This is a genomic window from Bacteroides sp. AM16-13, assembly GCF_003602705.1.
Taxonomy (GTDB): Bacteria; Bacteroidota; Bacteroidia; order Bacteroidales; family Bacteroidaceae; genus Bacteroides; species Bacteroides xylanisolvens.
The window spans coordinates 51,442-70,525 of sequence record NZ_QTLK01000011.1; the positions used below are offsets into that span (position 1 = coordinate 51,442).

Genomic DNA, 19,084 nt, shown 5'->3' on the forward strand with positions numbered 1-19,084 from the left:
CTCGGTTCTGTGGCGTAAAGATAGAAAAATACTTGTAGTATCATGCAATCTTTAGCGGCTATTTAACAGAATCGGGCCTAACGCTTTACCGTTATCAGTTTATTTCCGTTCTCTATCGGATTCCATCCGTCTTCTCCTGCCAAAACTGCATTTATCTCATATCCTTTCAGATTCTTCAATTGTTGGGAGAAAGCAGCGCGCGCTTTCGGATGGGCTCCTTCGCCCCGACTTTCATATTCGGCATAAAAGACAGTTTTCTCGTTTTCCTTCTTGCCCCAGTTGTTCCAGCCAACGGGAAGAATGTGTTTCCCCAGTTCGCAACGGATGAATACAGCTTGTGCATACGGACGCCAGGGACGGGACAGATACACTTTTGTGGCTTCCGGTTCCGCAGTCAGTTTGCAATCATAGAATACATAGCCATATTTTTTCCCTTTATCGGTAGAGGGAGCGGTGACATAACCATCCCGTTTGCTATGAATGTGGCAACGGTTGAAAACAGCCGTAGACCAACCGAAGATAAAATCTACCGTTCCTTCGATGTAGCAGTCTTCATAATATTGGCGGCTTTGCTTGCTGTATGTATAGAGGGTATCCTGGAAGCCGAGGAAACGACAGTTCTTAAAATAGACACGATCGGCAGATACGAAACAGGCAACTGCCTGTCCTACAGGACCTGATGAGTTCTCGAATGTGATATTCTCCGCATAAAAATCGGGGGCATAGATGTAACAGCTGGACGAACCGGAAGTTCCCATGTTCTCGCCGAATACATTTTTCTTGTTTGCAAAACCGTCATAAGTCAGTATCGCACCGTCTTCTCCAATCAAAGAGATATTAATCTTGGATTCAGGAATGATGAGCTTCTCTTTATAAGTTCCTTTACGAATCAGGATAGTGGTACGGACGTCTTTGCGAAAATCGGGAACAGCATTGATAGCTTCCTGCACGGTAAAGAAATCACCGCTACCGTCTTGGGCCACTACATAATCGAATTGACGGATATATTTCGCCAGTTCCGGAATTTTCTTGCCGATAGCATCCACTGCCAGTCCGGCAATTGTTCGTGCTCCGTATACGTTTAAGTGAGTATTGTCTTCACGACCTTTCGGGAAAGCCGGCACCTGATTGGGTTCGACAAACATGAATAGTTTCTTTGATTCTACTGGTCCAAGTCCCTGCACCAGGTCGTGGGTGACTTTGTTCATGTCGATGAAAGTCACTCCCAGTTCCTTTGCCACATTACGGGGAGCATCCAGATAGGCACCATGCGTATCGAACAAAACGGTTCCTTCTTTCGGTTGTTCCTTTTCCCCCGGTGTGCGGCGGACATCTTTTGCGATGGCAGCATCCTTCGGCTGTACGAAGTTTCGACGGACGATAGAGTTGAACAACACCGGAATTCCACCTTTGGCGCGGGTTTCATTCACATACCGACGAAGATTTTCATCAAAAGTACTACCCGGATCGGTGTGACGGGTAGAGTCTGCTTTCTCATCATTATGGCCGAACTGGATAAAGACATAATCTCCTTTTTTCACTTTAGAAATTACTTTTTCCCAGCGTCCTTCGCTAATGAAGCTCTTGGAACTTCGACCGTTGGCGGCATGATTGTCTATCCGTATGTCTTCGGAGAAGAATCCGGGAAGTACCATTCCCCAACCACGTTCGGGATTTCCTCCGTCTATTTTCTTGTTAGCCATTGTCGAATCACCTATCATAAAGATAGTGATGACCGGTTTGTCTGCACGAAATGCAGAAAAAAGAATAAGAGCCGTTGCAAGTAGCCCTACCATTTTAACCCTAAGTGTTTTCATATTCTTCATCCCCTCCTACGAGTTTTATTTTTTGTTTTTATCTGCCACCTGCAACGTTTTGCTTGTATCTTACTTGCAATCAACTGATTGCAGCGTTGCAGATACTGTTGCAGATACCGTTGCAGATGTTTATCTGCAACACCTTATATAATCCTGTTTTGCACGCAGGCAAATTCAGTTTCCACGCATAGGAACTACAGTTTCCCCGGGAAGAAACGCTAGTTTCCACGTAGAGAAACGACAGTTCCCACATAGGGAAACTGCAGTTTCCTGCCTTGGAACAGGAGTTTTAAGCTAGGGAAAGCAAAGAGCCAAGCCCGGAAACAAAAATTTCAAGCTGCATAAACAGTCGGAAAACCTACGTATTTTTATTTATAGGGATACCAATTACTGCTTTCCTTAAAGATATTTTGCGGAGTATACTTCATTGCCTCCTTATTTGTCAACTGTTTAGCCCATGCCACACGCCCGGAAGTATCTGCGCCCGCACCCGTATTTCCGAATTCGGCATAACGGGCTGTCTTTTCGTTCTCCGGATTCTTCCAATTGTGCCATCCTTCGGGACGGATATGATTACCAAACTCACAATTGATAAAGACCGTTGCCGCATAAGGACGCCACGGACGACCCAAATATACTTTTTTCACTCCCGGAGCGGCCGTCAGCTTACAGTTTTTAAATACATAACCGAATTCTTCACTTTGAGGAGTGGAAGCTGCAGTGATATACGAATCACGTTTACTATGCAGTTCACAATATTCGAATAAAGCGGTGGAAGGACCAAAAATAAAATCGGTAGTTCCTTCAATATAGCAATTTGTGAATAAGAGACGCGCTCCTTCGGTTCCTGTATAAATAGTATCCTGATTTCCCAGGAAACGACAGTTGACAAACATCAGTCTGTCACCTTCGGTGTGAAGAGCTACCGCTTGCCCCAGTGGAGCCGCATTATTTTCAATCGTCAGGTCTTTGAAAGTGATGTCATTTCCCTCCACTTTTACCGTATAGGTGCGGAAAGTACCCATCTTATTGATATTGGCATGGTCATCATAAGTGATAATCGTTTTTTCTGCGCTTTCGCCCACTAATTGCACATTCTTTACCCAGGAAGGAATGACCAGTTTTTCTTTGTATATACCGTTCTTGATATAGATCGTCACCGTATAATCCATAAAAGCGCGGACAGCTTCCACGGCTTCCTGAATGTTACGATACTCCCCTGTCCCGTCGCGTGCCACGACTAATGTGTCTTTGCGTTGCTGTTGTTGTGCATAAACAGATGTTGCTCCCACACCCAGTAGAAGCAAACACATCATTCCTTTAAAAATAGTCCTTTTCATTGTCGGAAATTACTTTTGTAAACGTTCGTATTCCAAGCTAGCCATAATAAAAGGTCCTACGGCTTTAGGATCGTTATTGCGGATAGTTTCATTAATATAATAGTCATAATCGCCGGAACGATAGACCTTTCCTCCCAATCCTGCCACTGCACAAGCCTTGGTGATGGTTACCAATCCGTTCTTGTCCACTTCGATAAAATTATCCAGGAATCCTTTGTAGCCTTTCAATGCCACATCCAGATAAGACTTATCAATATATCCCAGACGAACAGCCTTAAAGAGCGAATAAATAAACATAGCGGAACAGGAAGATTCTACGTAATTACCCTTATCACCACTCCGGTCCATCACCTGATACCATCCTCCGGTCTTCGGATCCTGAAGTTTCTTCACCTGCACAGCTACATTATTCAATATATCAAGCAGGGAATCTCTTCCGGCTTCATGCTGCGGAATAAATTCGAGCACATCCACCAATGCCATCGCATACCATCCCATTGCACGTCCCCACGTATGTTTCGACTGTCCGGTCACCGGGTCCGCCCAACGTTCGGTGCGGCTTACATCGCACGCATGACGATAAAGACCATTTTTAGGATCGTACGTATGACGGGCACAAGTGACAAACTGGTTGATTACATCTGCATAGTCCTGCGGAAGATTATTACGGAATGCATATTCCGCGTAGAAAGGAGCTCCCATGTAAATTCCGTCCAGCCACATTTGGTGGGGATAAATCTTTTTATGCCAAAAACCACCGTCCTCATTACGCGGTTGTCCTTCAAACTGGCTATAAAGCAGGTCGAGCGCTTTCTTATATTTAGGATTCTTGGTCTGCTCATAGATACGGAAAAGGATTTTTCCGGAGTTGATACGGTCGAGACTGTAATCGGTTAATTTATAAGCGGTAATGCTTCCGTCCTCGTGCACCATTGTATCCGCATACGCGATGGCGTAATCACGAATTTTCTTGTCGCCATAAGCGTCGTACACATCGAGCATGGCTCCCAGTTCAAGTCCGTGGCAATAATCCCACTTCAGTTTCGGCTGAAAGTCGAGCTGCCAGGATTCGGGGTAACGGATCATTTCCGATTCAGTCAGTCGCACAGACCAGGGAAGCTTGCTATCTACCTGTTGTGCCGATACGGAAGCGGTCATTGTAACCAATAAAGCCACTATAAAAAAATTATAAAAAGGAGTTCGTCTCATGGTTTGTTATTTTAAGGATTCAACATAGTCTTTTTTCACGGTACGAAAGTAGTGTTTTTCCTCCAAACCCAGTGGGATTTTTTAGTCAAGTAGGTGCATTTTTTGTTTTTCGTGCACGGAAACGACTAATTTTGTGCACGCAAACGTCAAAAATGTCCATTTTTGATGCAATATCTCATAAATTAAGAGTTTCGTTTTGGAAGAAAGCAAAAAAGGTCTTACTTTTGGCACGGTTTACAACTAATACCCTCTGGGGAAACACAGGTAATTTATCATTAAAACAGAGAAAAAATAGAACAGAATGGAAGAAGTATTTAAGTACATTATCGGTCTTGGAGCGGCAGTAATGATGCCAATCATTTTCACGATTTTAGGAGTATGTATCGGTATTAAACTTCCCAAAGCGCTGAAGAGCGGTTTGTTGGTTGGTGTCGGTTTCGTTGGTTTATCAGTAGTGACGGCATTGCTCACCAGCAGTCTGGGTCCGGCATTAAGTAAAATGGTTGAAATCTACGGATTGGAATTGGGAATTTTCGACATGGGTTGGCCTTCTGCTGCGGCGGTAGCTTACAACACTTCAGTCGGTGCTTTCATCATCCCTGTTTGCTTGGGAGTCAATTTATTAATGTTGCTTACCAAAACAACCCGTACCGTTAATATCGACCTTTGGAACTATTGGCACTTCGCATTTATCGGTGCTATCGTCTACTTCGCTTCCGACAATATCTATTGGGGATTCTTCGCTGCCATCATCTGTTACATCATTACACTGGTAATGGCTGATATGACTGCTCCTGCTTTCCAGAAGTTCTATGATAAAATGGACGGTATCTCTATTCCTCAACCGTTCTGCCAAAGTTTCGTTCCGTTTGCTATTGTAATCAATAAACTATTGGATAAAATTCCGGGATTCGACAAGCTGAATATCGATTCTGAAGGTATGAAAAAGAAATTCGGATTGATGGGTGAACCGCTGTTCTTGGGTATCGTAATCGGTTGCGGTATCGGCGCATTGGGTTGTGCCAGCTGGAAAGAAGTATTGGATAATATTCCGGGCATTTTAGGACTGGGTATCAAGATGGGTGCGGTGATGGAATTGATTCCACGTATCACCAGCCTCTTTATCGAAGGTTTGAAACCGATCTCTGACGCTACCCGCGAACTGATTGCTAAGAAATATAAGAATAACACCGGTTTGAGCATCGGTATGAGCCCTGCACTGGTTATCGGTCACCCGACTACCCTGGTGGTATCTCTGCTGTTGATCCCTGTCACTATCTTCCTGGCTGTTATCCTTCCGGGCAACCGTTTCTTACCGCTGGCTTCTCTGGCAGGTATGTTCTACCTGTTCCCGATGATTCTGCCTATTACAAAAGGTAACGTAGTGAAATCATTTATTATCGGCCTGGTAGCATTGATTGTAGGTCTGTATTTCGTAACAGGACTGGCAGGCTTCTTCACACTGGCTGCTAAAGATGTATACGAAGCAACAGGTGACCCGACAGTAAACATCCCCGCCGGTTTTGAAGGCGGCGCACTTGACTTTGCTTCCAGTCTCTTCTGCTGGGGTATCTTCCACCTTACTTACAGTCTGAAGATTATCGGCCCTGCCATCCTCGTGGCACTGGCACTCGGAATGGCTATCTACAACCGTATCCGCATGACTAGAAACGACGCAAAGAACACATTGAACAGTAATAAGGAATAAGTAGAAAAGCCTTTAACTGATAATAATAAGTAGTATATAATATATAACTCAATAAAAAACTCGAAAGATGAAAAAATTAGCAATTGCAATGATGTTGGGTATCGCAGCAATGTCTGCCTCCGCCCAGGTGAATTACAAGATGCAAGTGGCTTGCAGCCCGCAAGACGTGAAAACGTATGATACTAACCGCTTGCGCAGTAGCTTCCTGATGGAAAAAGTAATGGTTCCGAACGAAATCAACGTTACTTATTCTATGTACGACCGTCTGATCTTCGGTGGCGCAGTACCTGCGACAAAAGAATTGGTACTTGAAACAATCGACCCATTGAAATCTAAATTCTTCCTCGAACGCCGCGAACTGGGTGTCATCAACATTGGTGGCGAAGGTATCGTAACCGTAGACGGTAAAGAATATACGCTGAAATTTAAAGATGCTCTGTACGTAGGTAGAGGCAAGCAGAAAGTGACTTTCAAGAGCAAAGATTCCAGCAATCCTGCCAAATTCTACATCAACTCGGCTACTGCCCACAAGGAATACAAGACTCAATTGATTACTATCGACGGACGTAAAGGTTCTCTGAAAGCAAACTCATTTGCTGCCGGAAAGCTGGAAGAAAGCAACGACCGCGTTATCAACCAGTTGATTGTTAACAACGTACTTGAGGAAGGTCCTTGCCAATTGCAGATGGGATTGACTGAACTGAAACCGGGTAGCGTATGGAACACCATGCCGGCACACACTCACTCTCGTCGTGTAGAAGCATACTTCTACTTCAATGTACCGGAAGGAAATGCTATCTGCCACTTCATGGGCGAACCTCAAGAAGAACGCGTCGTATGGATGCAGAACGAACAAGCTATCATGTCACCGGAATGGTCTATCCACGCTGCTGCCGGAACAAGCAACTACATGTTTATCTGGGGTATGGCAGGTGAAAACCTCGATTACGGAGACATGGACAAGATCAAATATACAGAAATGCGCTAACCGTTGCGTATTCCTGTATGACATATAATTTTTCAGACGCAGATAACGCGGATAGCACGGATCAAAAAATAAGTATCCGCATTATCCGCGTCATCTGCGTCTAAAAGATTAGACTCATTTGCTCTTGATTCACAAACTCGTTTATCTTCTTTCTGTATTACCCCCAACGTTGCAAATGATAATGCTATGAGACATTTTTATATCCTTTGAAACAAATAGCATATATAATGCAACGAATAATACATGATTTTGACCAATTTTTACAAATAAAATTCAGTCGAAATACCGACCTTTGTCAACGAAACAAAATCTATTTAAATCCATTATCATGAATGCATTTCAAAAAACAGGCGAAAAGATGACAAACTACAGATGGACCATCTGTGCTATGCTATTTTTTGCTACTACAGTTAACTATCTCGACCGTCAGGTTCTCTCATTGACGTGGGATGAATTTATCAAACCGGAATTCCACTGGGACGAATCTCACTACGGTACTATTACTTCTGTTTTCTCCATTGTATACGCTATATGTATGCTGTTTGCCGGTCGTTTTGTCGACTGGATGGGAACTAAAAAAGGTTTTCTATGGGCTATCGGTGTCTGGTCGGCAGGTGCTTGTCTTCATGCCGTTTGTGGTATTGTTACAGAAGCACAAGTTGGGCTTCATAGCGCAGCAGAACTGGCAGGTGCCACAGGAGATGTGGTAGTGACTATTGCTACGGTCAGTATGTACTGCTTCCTCGCCGCCCGCTGTATCCTCGCTTTAGGAGAAGCCGGTAACTTCCCTGCTGCTATTAAAGTAACTGCAGAGTACTTCCCTAAAAAAGACCGTGCTTATGCTACTTCTATCTTTAATGCCGGTGCATCTATCGGAGCATTGATCGCTCCTCTTACCATTCCTATCCTGGCAAAAATGTTCGGTTGGGAAATGGCATTTATCGTAATTGGTGGACTTGGCTTTATCTGGATGGGATTCTGGGTGTTTATGTATGATGCCCCGTCGAAAAGCAAACATGTCAATCAGGCAGAGCTTGACTACATCGAGCAAGATAATCGCGAAGCAGGCAGTGCTCCAATGACAGATGAAAAAGATGAAAAGAGAATGAAGTTCTGGCAATGTTTCAGCTACAAACAAACATGGGCCTTTGTCTTCGGTAAGTTCATGACTGACGGCGTATGGTGGTTCTTCCTTTTCTGGACTCCGTCTTATCTGAATACACAATTCGGTATTAAAACCTCCGACCCACTAGGTATGGCGTTGATCTTTACGCTTTATGCAGTGACTATGTTATCTATCTATGGTGGTAAACTACCTACTATCTTCATCAACAGAACAGGTATGAATCCGTATGCAGCCCGTATGAAAGCGATGCTAATCTTCGCCTTCTTCCCGCTGGTTGTACTGTTAGCACAACCGTTAGGTACTGTTTCTCCATGGTTCCCGGTTATCTTAATCGGTATTGGTGGAGCTGCTCATCAATCTTGGTCGGCCAATATATTCTCTACCGTAGGCGATATGTTCCCAAGAACAGCTATTGCAAGTATCACCGGTATAGGTGGTATGGCAGGAGGTGTAGGCTCTATGATTCTTCAGAAAGTGGCAGGTAACTTGTTCGTATATGCTTCCGGAACAACGATGATCGACGGCAAAGAGGTGGAAATGACAAAAGAATTACTCGAACAAGGAGCACAATTCGTACACCCAGCCATGACATTCATGGGATTCGAAGGTAAACCAGCCGGATATTTCGTTATCTTCTGCGTATGTGCAGTAGCTTATCTGTTGGGTTGGGTTATCATGAAGGCATTAGTTCCGAAATACAAACCTATCGTATTGGAGTAAATCTATTCGAACAGATAGAATCGTTAAAAACAAAAGAGTAACTCGTCGCCGAGTTACTCTTTTGTTTTAACCAATTATTCAAAAAAATGAAAAATGAAAAAATAAAAAAGCCTCTTCTCACGAAGAAGGCTTTTTAGGTTTACTTATCCTGCATCATCCTCCTGCAAAATTTTTAACCGAAACACTAGAAACAGTGTTTTTGCATTCCTATAATGAAGTATAGTAAACGTTAAGATGAAAAAAAGGGAAGTCTCACGACTTCCACAATTCTTCTAACCTTAAATCTAAATCTCTATGAAAAAAACGTGTTGCAAATATAGGCGTTTGTTCAACATAGAGGTGTTAATGAATTGCATAAAGAGAGAATAAAAACTAACATCTGCAAAATGATGCAATTTTTCAGAAGCTTTCTATTAATTTTAATAAACTTTTATAGAGTGGATTGCGTTCGAGTAGTTCGGGAACTCCTGTAATGAACATCTGTTTTCTTGCACGGGTCAAGGCAACATTCAGTTTCCGGTCGATCAAAACACCCTCTTCTTCCGTCAGATTGGATAGAAATTTTAGTTGGTAAGGGTAGTTGACACAGAAGGAATAGATTATTACATCACGCTCGCTTCCCTGGAACCGTTCTACTGTGTCAACCAGGATTCGGTTCAGAGCTGGAATACCTAATGATTCTATTTCTTTTTTTATCAATGCTATCTGACTCCGGTAAGGGGTAATGATCCCTAAAGTACGGGATTCGTCAAAATCTGCCTGATGATCTTCATAAATGCGAACAGCTAAGTCGGCAACAATACGTGCTTCCGAATAGTTGATCTTTGCAGACGCTCCGGCCTTCTCCGGCACAGAGGGATAAAAAGCCAAACGACAGATGGTATCGGATGATTCTATTTGGTGAGGTAGGCCGACAGGGATCAGACGCCCTCCATAAAAGGCACGATTAGCAAACAAAGCAACTTCCGGATGCATTCGCCCTTGACGGCATAGCATATCGTAGGAACGATGAACCGTTGCAGTACAGTTCCGGTAGAGGCGTTCAAACAAGGAATCTTTCAAATTGGTCAACCCGATAGACAGTAAAGATTCATCATAAATAGCCGATTGCTCCGTATTTTGCTGTACCACAGCAGGCAGTTGCTTATGATCTCCGATCAACACAAACTTATCTATTGCATCTTTTCCGTCTTCTCCACGTGCACAGAGGATGCCTAACAACTGCGGTTCCAATATTTGGGTAGCCTCATCAATAATGGCTACATCAAAATGCTTCAAACGAAACAGTTCCGGTTTGCCGGAAATAGCCGCTACCGTTCCCACAATAATCCGACAATTCCGGATGCGTTCGTACACTTCCGAACGACGGTTACAAGAGGATAATTCATTTTCAATCAGATGCCCGCGGTAGGCTTCATCACATGATAATTCACTTCCCACACGTATAAAATCAACAGCCGGAGCAATGGAAGCCAGCGACTTGCATATCTCATCGACAGCCCGGTTGGTGTATGAAAGCAAAAGAATCTGCGCATCTTTATCTGCATGAAAAGTCTCTACCATTTTCTTCAGGGCACATGAAGTTTTGCCTGTTCCCGGAGGCCCGATAAGAAGGAAATAATCCTGTGCGGCTTTTGCTTTCAAGGCGATTCGCGTAAAATCGTCTTCCGAACGGGAAATCATGGAATCCAATGATTCATCAAACCGAGGAGGACGCTGTGACAACAATAAGTCACGCCGCTCCTTCCTTGCAGAAAGATAAATATATAACCCCTGATACATCGAGCGGAATGTTGTATCCATTGTATCATGTTCTATCGCATAAAGGCTTTCGGCAGGAAGTACGGATGGATTCTGCTGGGTAGCACGTAAGCGGATACTTATTTCGTTTTCTGTCAAATATTCAATATTGCCCTTGAAAACCATTTTATTGGTGACGTTATCTGTATCGCGGTTACGTTCATAAAGGATAATGGCGTCGCCTTGACGGAAATTAGGAAGAGAAGTCTCTGTTTCAAGAGCTTCACTTCTGACAGTCTTACTTGCAGAGGCTTCATTTCCGGTAATATCATTTCCAATAGCTTTATCTCCGGTAATGCCATTTACGGCAGCTTCATTCAACAAAGTTTTCCCAGCTTTTTCCTTTTTAAAGAAAGAAAAAGTAAGTCCGGCTTTATGTTCATCGGCAGCATGATTCTCCTTTATTTTCAAATCATAAATGATTTCTCCGGCCTCGCATTTCTCCGCTAATGTAGAAAGCCATAAAGAAGCTGCCCCAGTACGTCCTTCATAATCCACATCACCGGATTTTGAGGTATAAAGTTCCTTTGTAATGAAGTTGTACACCGCATAGAAGTAATTCTTTTCCAGTGGAGAAAGAGCTTTCAGTTTCGATTGAAAGTTATCAATAGAGGGACGCAGATATGTTTCCCAAAAACGTCCTTTCAATCCTCTTTCATTCAAGGTGGAGGCATTGATTTCTTCCAGTTTTTGTGCCGTATATTCCAGACTGTTGCGTAATTGGACGCCATATTCATCGGCCACAATGCGGTTACGCAAATCAATCACCCGACGCACCATCGCCCACGAAGGACGGGAGGGATAAAGAAGCGGATAACGGGTATAAAGCAAATAGGCTTTCACTTTCCGGTGATCCATTCCCATCGAATATTGCAAGACTGCTTGATAAAGTAACATCTGTACTTTATTATTCTCCTTCGGCTCTACCTTGCCCCGAATAGCGTATTCATCCGCCTTGCCGGATTTCATTTCTATGAAAGAAGACATGTCCCGCTGCATATAGTCGAGACGTCCCTGAAGTCCGAGTGCTTCACAGATATAAGAAGGTTCGAGCACGGCATCCGTCTTGTCCAGTTCATAACCGGCTGCATGAAAGGTATCATTGACCGTTTCACGAATATGATCGAAGTGCAGTTTGCAGTCCTCAAAGAATTGGCGTTCTTTCTCTTTGTCGCGCAAATCGGAACAGGCAGCCAGCTCAATAGGATAACGCCGGAAGGCTTTCTGCATACAGGTACGATAATCTATGTCTTCACTCTTCGCATAAATCCATTCGTCCAGGAAAAGATTGGCTATATTTCCCAGCAACAGAGGCCGGGCATTTTCGATCGGTTGAAGACGGGAAAGAAAATAATTGGCCGGATGATGCCCGTAATCACGGAAACACTCTGCCAAAGAACTGATGTCAAGTAAATAATCCGGTTCGAGTACAATGAAAGAAGGAGTCAGGATTCCCGCCTCATCCACTGCAACATCCAATAAATTGACCTGGGCATGACGCCAAAGCAGTTTGCACGTTTCTGCAAACTCTTCATTGATTTGAGGGATATTATAACGAACTAAATATGGTTTCTCCGAGACTTCGTCCAAGGGAGTCACATACAAATATTGCTCGTCGGCATACTGGAAGCAGACACGCATTCGCTGCACTCGTTCGCGGGCAGGAGGCGCAACCAGGTAGGTAGCATCCGCACGCGGAAGTAGCCGGTATAGTTCCAAGGGAATATCCTCTTCCAGGAGTTTACGAATAAAAAAAGCTAATGTTTTCGCATCGCGCAAGAGTTGTTCCCGGTTGGGCTCCTGCTGGCGGTTCAAGATAGCATTCGAAGTGAGCCGGAAAGTATGCAGCCGGTTCTGCTCTGCAACAGAAAGACCGACCTTAGCCGCCACGAAACTGATTCGTGCGGAAAGGTCGGTCATCTGTAAGCTTTCGTTTTGCATTTGCGCGCGACAAATACGCTCCAGCAAGTCGCGCATTTGCTTATATCCTACGGCAAGATAAGCATCTTCCGTCCGGCAAACTGCTAAAAGGATTTCATAAGATTCTATCGCTTCACTCTTCGGACAGGGCAACTTCATCTCCAGCTTCATCTTCAACTTCCTCTTCTGTTTTCTTCTTGTCCTTTATCATCAAAATACTCATCTCGTACAACAGATAAAGCGGAATAGCAACAACACTCAAGGTGAACGGGTCTCCCGTCGGAGTAATAATAGCAGCAGCTATCACTATGACGACAACCGCATGACGGCGGTATTTCCGCAGGAAGGACTTGTTGACCACTCCCATTAAAGAAAGCAACCATGTAACCAATGGAAGTTCAAAAGCCAATCCCATGCAGAGAATCAGCATCATAAAATTGTCGATATAAGAATTGAGCGACAGGATATTCTCCACTTCCGAACTCAACTGATAAGTAGAAAGGAAACGGAGAGTCAACGGATAAACCATAAAGTAGCCCAACAGTACACCGATGAAGAACATCAGTGTTCCGATAGTCAATGCTTTACGCACGCCCTTTCTCTCATTCGGATAAAGGGCGGGATTGATGAAACGCCATATTTCAAAAAAGATATAAGGCATAGCCGTCACCACCGACATCCAGAATGCTGTCGACATGTGAATAAAGAAAGGAGCAGCCAAGTTGATATTGACCAGCTTCACATAAAATTGTTGCGTGAAGAAGTCATCGGTCAAATCAAATGTTTTACCGATATGCCGTAATAAATCGTAGAATATGAAATCATTGTGGCAAGGCGCAAGTATCACATGGTCGAAGAGGTAGGGCATAGCAATAAAATAGCCTATTGCCAATACAAACCAAACTCCAACTACTCGAAAAAGTACTTTACGCAGTTCGTCCAAATGATCCCAAAAGGTCATTTCTGCCATCCGTATGTTGTGCTCTTTTAGTTCTTAGAAGGATCTACAGGTTTGTCCAACTCGTCTTTTGCCTTGTTTATTTCATCTTTCGCTTCGTTCACACCGTCTTTGAAGCTCTTTACGCCTTTGCCTAATCCGCGCATCAGTTCAGGAATTTTCTTTCCACCAAAAAGAAGAAGGATAACCAAAGCGATAATAATCCATTCGGAACCACTGGGCAAAAAGCCTAACAATAATAAGTTTGTCATAAGTTTATTTGATATAAGAGGTTTTTAATAGCTGATGCAAAGATAATTATTTTAATGAAGAATGAAGAATGAAGAATGAAAAATTCGCGATGTGAGTGATTCATCATAATCGCGTAGCCATTCTTCATTCATCATTCTTCATTAAAATTAGTCCTGATAATATACCCGTTTCACCCGTGTCGATATACTTGTCAACACTTCATAAGGGATCGTTTCCAGCTTATCGGACAACACCGTAATCGGCAGATCATCACCGAAGATGATAGCCTGATCGCCTTCCCGACAATCAATATCCGTCACATCGATCATGCAAACGTCCATACAGATATTCCCCACATAAGGAGCTTTCTTTCCGTTCACCAGGCAATAGGCGTTGCCGCGTCCCAAGTGGCGGTTCAGTCCATCCGCATAACCAATAGGAATAGCTGCAATGCGGGAAGGGCGTACCAAATGCCCCATCCGGCTATATCCTACCGTATCTTCTTGAGGAACATCCCGGATCTGAAGGATGGTGGTCTTGAGCGTACTTACATTATGTATTATCGAATTGTCTATCGGGCTGACTCCATAAAGTCCGATTCCCAAGCGTACCATATCGTACTGTGCTTCGGGGAAACGCTCGATTCCTGCCGTATTACAGATATGACGGAGAATCTTATGAGAGAAGGCGGCCTGTAATTCTTGCGAACCTTTCTCAAACAATTCAATCTGTCCGCGGGTGAAAGCGTCGAACTGTGACGAATCACTTCCTACAAAATGAGAGAATACCGAACGGGGAATCACCGCACTCTGATTCTTCAGTCGACGGATGAGCAATGGAATATCCTCCACCGCAAAACCCAAACGGTGCATACCTGTATCAAGTTTCACATGAATGGGGAAGTTGGTGATTCCTTCTTTCTCCGCAGCTTTGATGAGTGCGTCGAGCAAATGGAAATTATAGACTTCCGGTTCCAGTTTATAATCAAACATGGTTTTGAATGCGGTAAGTTCCGGGTCCATAATGATAATAGAGGCGGTAATGCCTGCCTTGCGGAGTTCGGAACCTTCGTCAGCAACGGCTACAGCCAGATAATCGACATGGTGTTCCTGTAAACTCTTGGCAATTTCATACGAACCGGCTCCGTAAGCTGATGCTTTCACCATACAGATCATCTTTGTTTCCGGATGGCGAAGCATAGAACGGTAATGGTTCAAGTTGGCTACCATCGCCCCGAGATTTACTTCAAGAATGGTTTCATGCACCTTCAATTCGAGGGCTTCGGATACCAGATCAAAGTTGAACACGCGGGAACCTTTCACCAGAATCACTTCCGAATGAAGCGATTTGAGTATATTGGATGCAAGGAGTGCTTCTGTGTTAGGAAAGAAATAGCGTTCGAGATCATCATCAAAACGGGCGGAACAAGAAGATATCTCCTGCCCTACTCCAATCAGTTTATTAATACCTTTACTCTGTACCAATTGTGCCACACGCCGATAAAGCGTAGCGGTACTTTGTCCGGTTTCCAGTATATCCGACAGGATAAGCGTCCGTTTCAAGCCTTTCTTTTCCGAGCGGCGTACAAGGAAATCGAGAGCAATATCCAATGATGCCAGGTCTGAATTATAGCTATCATTAATCAGTACACAGTTATTCTTTCCTTCTTTCACCTCCAGACGCATGGCAATCGGTTCGAGACGGGCCATCCGCTCGGTTATCTGGTCGGCAGGTGTCATCAGGTAAAGACAAGCTGCCAGACAATTCAGTGCATTTTCAATGGAAGCGTCATCGATGAAAGGAATACAGAAAGTATTATCCATCTCCAGATAACGATAGGATATAACGGTATGATCTTCTTTCTTGGTCACACGGCTGATATACAACGGGCGTTCAATGTCGGTACGGCTCCAGGCAATCTCACGTGCCGTCAGCATTGATTTTGCGACACAATTGCTGATTAACTCGTTATCACCGTTGTAAATCACGACATCACAGTCTTTGAAAAGCGTTAGCTTTTCCATGCATTTCTCCTGCAAGGAGAAGAAGTTTTCCTGATGGGCACCACCGATATTGGTCAGAATACCAATAGTAGGCTTAATCATTCGTTTCAAAGCTCCCATCTCCCCCATCTCGGAAATGCCGGCTTCGAAAATACCCAGTTCGGCTTCTTCAGAAAGTTGCCACACAGAAAGTGGGACTCCGATCTGCGAATTATAACTGCGTGGAGAACGAACGATGCAACGATCCGGGCTAAGCAACTGGTGCAACCACTCCTTCACAATGGTTTTTCCATTACTGCCAGTGATACCAATCACAGGGATTTTAAATTTATCACGATGTGTTTCAGCAAGCTTCTGCAAAGCTTTCAGAGGATTGGGAACGATGAGGAAGTTGAGAGTTGAGAGTTGAGAATTGAGAGTGGGCTGCGCACCATCATGCTGCATAGAACTCTCAACTCTCAACTCTCCATTCTCAACTTCTTTAAAGTCTTCTTCCGTAATTACAAAATTACGTACGCCCCGGTCATATAAATCAGGGATATAACGGGCTCCGCTATTTCGTTTGGTAGTTAAAGCAAAAAAAAGAGTTTCTTCCGGAAAACTCAAAGAGCGGCTGTCTGTTAGCAGCCAATCAATAGTCGCTTTATGTTTGCCCACACGGCGGGCACCGATACTTTTGGCTATGGATTCAATCGCATATGACATAGTTCTGTTTCTTTTTGAAAATCTAAGTACGGGTATTTTCCGATAAGTCGTTCTATTTTTAACACTATTTGTCCTAAAAAGCGTTGATACGCCTCTGACTCGGGATGAAAGGGCTTGTGCGCCAAGTCCCGGCGGATGTCTTGCACAGCTACGATAACCTGCTTTGTTTCAGAAGAAAAGAAGGTTTCGGAGAAGCGTTCCCACAGGTAACGAATCGCTAGAGGAGACGGATGCAACATGTCGTCGGCATAGAAACGATAATCACGTAATTCGTCCAATATGATTTCATAAGAGGGGAAATAGAACACTCGCTCCGGGAACAGTTGTTGCAATCGGTCGATGGCGAGTAGCAGAGTCGATTTGCTTAACTGGTTGGCGTGCATCCCGTCGCGTATATGACGGATCGGGCTGACTGTAAACAGCCATTTTAGATCCGGATTCCGGGCGGCCATTTCGGTGATGAGTGCTGTATAATCTTCTACAATTTCTTCAACAGACAGAAGCCTACGATTAAATTTATTCTCAGGCAGTTTATGACAGTTAGACACTACCTTTCCCGTTTCTTTCTGCTCATAAACATAAGCAGTTCCAAAAGTCAACATCAGCCAGTCAAGTTTTTGCATAGCCTGATGAACTTGTAACAGCCGAATATTGATATTCTGCAATGTACTTTCCAAGGTAGGTCCAGAAAAAAGACCATGATGCATAGGACTATGCCAAAGGTCATTATGGAAAAACAAGTCACCCTTCTTATATACTTTTCTTTTTAAGATTTCAATCAGAACAGCAGAAAGAGAAGAAGGGTTGTAAAGAATACCAAAAGGATTCAAATCTAATTGAAATTTGGCATCTTTCAAAAAATTCCCTACATTTTGGACAAAGCAAGATCCCATCATGAGTATTTGTCCGGCATGAGTAATAGGCGGTAAACCAACAGGTAACTCTATTTGTGTACGGAAATCCATATTATTTTCTCTTTAAAAATTTCAAACTATTCTCCAAGCACTACCCAATACCCATATCGTTTGCTTCCTACGCGTTTTAATAAGCCCAACTCCTGTAAACGTGCCAAGTTATATTTTATACCATCGACTGTTATACCTTCAATATGACTATTTAAATCCGCCCGTGTGGCCTCCGGATGTTCTCTTAGATAACTTAAAATCATATTTTGGGCTTCTGTTAATTTCTGGGTAGTGTATTGGGTAGTAGATTGGGTAGTAGATTGGGTAGTAGATTGAGCCGGTCTTCGTTCATTATCGGCACTATCTTCCATATTTGTATTCTCCTGATAATTCTTTTTAATAAACTGTACTTGAAAAGACAAACCAACCTCCTTCCAACATAAATCAATTTCAGGATAAGATTTCATTTCTTCAGCCACCATTTTCAATCCATTACCCCATTGGTCAATGATGCCAAGTCTTTTAAACACAGGAGCTATTACTTTATTTCTTGCATCTGATTGGCGGCTCTCCATTGCCGAATAATCAATAGAGGGTGGTAAAAGACCAGGACTTGTGATCTCAACCATATCATCATATATGGCAACTTTGACATCTTTTCCTGTCAGAGAATAATCTCTATGTACAATCGCATTACGGATAATCTCCCTTATTGCCTTCACTGGATACTCCCAACGTGAAACCGTATATACTCCCTCTATATTTGCTGCTTTATTAATATGCCGAAGTACAAAGTTATAAGTTTCTTCCGCCTGTAACCCAATGTGGACAATAATACTTTTTTGATCTAAAAACTCTTCCGTTCCTGTCCCTTTGAAACGGGCACATTCAACTTTGGCATTCGGAAACATAGAATTACGCAAATTATCATCCGAAAATAGAAGTAAAGCTTTTGTAGGATATTCTTTATCCTGTTCAGTCTTAACCAATTCCAGTTTACGAAGCACTTGAATATTTAAATCTTCACCTGTTTTCTCTTTGTAGAGTAATTTAAACCCACTTATATCCAATTCATCTGCGGACTTATCCATGACAACCTCACTATCAAAAGAAATATTTCTCCGTCTCCGCTCTAACTCTGCAATAATTGTTTCATCAGCTAGTTTATTGGTTGAACCAACCCTAATATAAGTTCCTTTCAGCTTCCCTTTATCTTTAAGATAGTAAGGGGGCATACTTCCACGATAAATACACACTTTAATAAGGTGTTTGTCCTCTATAGTTAAAAAAGAGACTTCAGGTAATATAATCGGATAACATCTATCATATATTAAATTACTAATTTGCTCTTCAATACGAGGTAATTCTTCTTCGGACAACCCTATTATCTGTCGCGGGTTATCATTGATACCTATATAAATTTCACCTCCCGCATCATTGGCAAAAGCCACTACAGTTTTTGCTAAATCAGAATTTGTAGGAAGCTCACCTTTAAATTCTAAACGCCGACCTTCAGACTGGTTTATAAGTTCATTAATAGACATCTATTGAATATATTGTTTTTTAAACTTTTTCTCGAAGCAAAAGTACAATAAAGATATGACAAATAATTGGAGAAGCAAAAGAACTTTCTTATCTTTGTCTTTATCTGATA

The 19,084-nt window shown here is 43.0% G+C and carries 12 protein-coding genes; 3 read left to right on the forward strand and 9 right to left on the reverse strand.

Going from position 1 to position 19,084, the window contains the following annotated elements; genetic code table 11:
* Nucleotides 1-77: 77 nt before the first annotated feature.
* The 3 genes from DW173_RS10810 to DW173_RS10820 all read right to left on the reverse strand — a co-directional run bounded on the left by DW173_RS10810 (nucleotide 78) and on the right by DW173_RS10820 (nucleotide 4,366).
* Nucleotides 78-1,826, reverse strand: a complete 1,749-nt coding sequence (locus tag DW173_RS10810) for a pectinesterase family protein (RefSeq protein WP_199722834.1) — start codon at nucleotides 1,824-1,826, stop codon at nucleotides 78-80.
* Between the two features lie 359 nt (nucleotides 1,827-2,185).
* Nucleotides 2,186-3,157: a pectinesterase family protein gene (locus tag DW173_RS10815; protein ID WP_120144442.1), complete on the reverse strand. Its 972-nt coding sequence runs from the start codon at nucleotides 3,155-3,157 to the stop codon at nucleotides 2,186-2,188.
* A gap of 9 nt (nucleotides 3,158-3,166) precedes the next feature.
* Nucleotides 3,167-4,366: a glycoside hydrolase family 88 protein gene (locus tag DW173_RS10820; protein WP_004315060.1), complete on the reverse strand. Its 1,200-nt coding sequence runs from the start codon at nucleotides 4,364-4,366 to the stop codon at nucleotides 3,167-3,169.
* Nucleotides 4,367-4,667: 301 nt separating this feature from the next.
* Here DW173_RS10820 and DW173_RS10825 point away from each other — a divergent pair, with 301 nt between their 5' ends.
* The 3 genes from DW173_RS10825 to DW173_RS10835 all read left to right on the forward strand — a co-directional run bounded on the left by DW173_RS10825 (nucleotide 4,668) and on the right by DW173_RS10835 (nucleotide 8,908).
* Entirely contained in the window at nucleotides 4,668-6,074 is a 1,407-nt protein-coding gene (locus DW173_RS10825) for a PTS galactitol transporter subunit IIC (protein ID WP_120144443.1), read from the forward strand.
* A gap of 67 nt (nucleotides 6,075-6,141) precedes the next feature.
* Complete coding sequence (kduI, locus tag DW173_RS10830; RefSeq protein WP_004324875.1) at nucleotides 6,142-7,062, forward strand: 5-dehydro-4-deoxy-D-glucuronate isomerase; 921 nt, start codon at nucleotides 6,142-6,144, stop codon at nucleotides 7,060-7,062.
* A 328-nt stretch (nucleotides 7,063-7,390) separates the two neighbouring features.
* Entirely contained in the window at nucleotides 7,391-8,908 is a 1,518-nt protein-coding gene (locus tag DW173_RS10835) for an MFS transporter (protein ID WP_004301500.1), read from the forward strand.
* Nucleotides 8,909-9,307: 399 nt separating this feature from the next.
* Here the strand turns inward: DW173_RS10835 and DW173_RS10840 are convergent, their stop codons facing one another.
* The 6 genes from DW173_RS10840 to DW173_RS10865 all read right to left on the reverse strand — a co-directional run bounded on the left by DW173_RS10840 (nucleotide 9,308) and on the right by DW173_RS10865 (nucleotide 18,974).
* Complete coding sequence (locus tag DW173_RS10840; RefSeq protein ID WP_120144444.1) at nucleotides 9,308-12,799, reverse strand: AAA domain-containing protein; 3,492 nt, start codon at nucleotides 12,797-12,799, stop codon at nucleotides 9,308-9,310.
* Nucleotides 12,762-13,598 (reverse strand): twin-arginine translocase subunit TatC, encoded by an 837-nt coding sequence (tatC, locus tag DW173_RS10845; protein WP_004301498.1) that lies wholly within the window; start codon nucleotides 13,596-13,598, stop codon nucleotides 12,762-12,764. The genes DW173_RS10840 and tatC overlap by 38 nt, the downstream gene beginning before the upstream one ends.
* Before the next feature lie 17 nt (nucleotides 13,599-13,615).
* Entirely contained in the window at nucleotides 13,616-13,837 is a 222-nt protein-coding gene (tatA, locus tag DW173_RS10850; protein ID WP_004301497.1) for a twin-arginine translocase TatA/TatE family subunit, read from the reverse strand.
* Nucleotides 13,838-13,984: 147 nt separating this feature from the next.
* Complete coding sequence (locus DW173_RS10855) at nucleotides 13,985-16,525, reverse strand: bifunctional UDP-N-acetylmuramoyl-tripeptide:D-alanyl-D-alanine ligase/alanine racemase (protein ID WP_049701911.1); 2,541 nt, start codon at nucleotides 16,523-16,525, stop codon at nucleotides 13,985-13,987.
* Nucleotides 16,501-17,490 (reverse strand): GSCFA domain-containing protein, encoded by a 990-nt coding sequence (locus DW173_RS10860; protein WP_120144445.1) that lies wholly within the window; start codon nucleotides 17,488-17,490, stop codon nucleotides 16,501-16,503. The genes DW173_RS10855 and DW173_RS10860 overlap by 25 nt, the downstream gene beginning before the upstream one ends.
* Nucleotides 17,491-17,516: 26 nt before the next feature.
* Nucleotides 17,517-18,974 (reverse strand): RNA-binding domain-containing protein, encoded by a 1,458-nt coding sequence (locus tag DW173_RS10865; RefSeq protein ID WP_118407818.1) that lies wholly within the window; start codon nucleotides 18,972-18,974, stop codon nucleotides 17,517-17,519.
* Nucleotides 18,975-19,084: the final 110 nt, after the last annotated feature.

Bases quoted from the DNA above. Each gene is read 5' to 3' on its own strand.
- DW173_RS10855 (WP_049701911.1), bottom strand. From the start codon at position 16,525: ATGTCATATGCGATTGAATCCATAGCCAAAAGTATCGGTGCCCGCCGT.
- DW173_RS10810 (WP_199722834.1), bottom strand. From the start codon at position 1,826: ATGAAGAATATGAAAACACTTAGGGTTAAAATGGTAGGGCTACTTGCA.
- DW173_RS10835 (WP_004301500.1), top strand. From the start codon at position 7,391: ATGAATGCATTTCAAAAAACAGGCGAAAAGATGACAAACTACAGATGG.
- DW173_RS10840 (WP_120144444.1), bottom strand. From the start codon at position 12,799: ATGAAGCTGGAGATGAAGTTGCCCTGTCCGAAGAGTGAAGCGATAGAA.
- kduI (WP_004324875.1), top strand. From the start codon at position 6,142: ATGAAAAAATTAGCAATTGCAATGATGTTGGGTATCGCAGCAATGTCT.
- tatC (WP_004301498.1), bottom strand. From the start codon at position 13,598: ATGGCAGAAATGACCTTTTGGGATCATTTGGACGAACTGCGTAAAGTA.
- DW173_RS10825 (WP_120144443.1), top strand. From the start codon at position 4,668: ATGGAAGAAGTATTTAAGTACATTATCGGTCTTGGAGCGGCAGTAATG.
- DW173_RS10865 (WP_118407818.1), bottom strand. From the start codon at position 18,974: ATGTCTATTAATGAACTTATAAACCAGTCTGAAGGTCGGCGTTTAGAA.
- DW173_RS10860 (WP_120144445.1), bottom strand. From the start codon at position 17,490: ATGGATTTCCGTACACAAATAGAGTTACCTGTTGGTTTACCGCCTATT.
- DW173_RS10815 (WP_120144442.1), bottom strand. From the start codon at position 3,157: ATGAAAAGGACTATTTTTAAAGGAATGATGTGTTTGCTTCTACTGGGT.
- tatA (WP_004301497.1), bottom strand. From the start codon at position 13,837: ATGACAAACTTATTATTGTTAGGCTTTTTGCCCAGTGGTTCCGAATGG.
- DW173_RS10820 (WP_004315060.1), bottom strand. From the start codon at position 4,366: ATGAGACGAACTCCTTTTTATAATTTTTTTATAGTGGCTTTATTGGTT.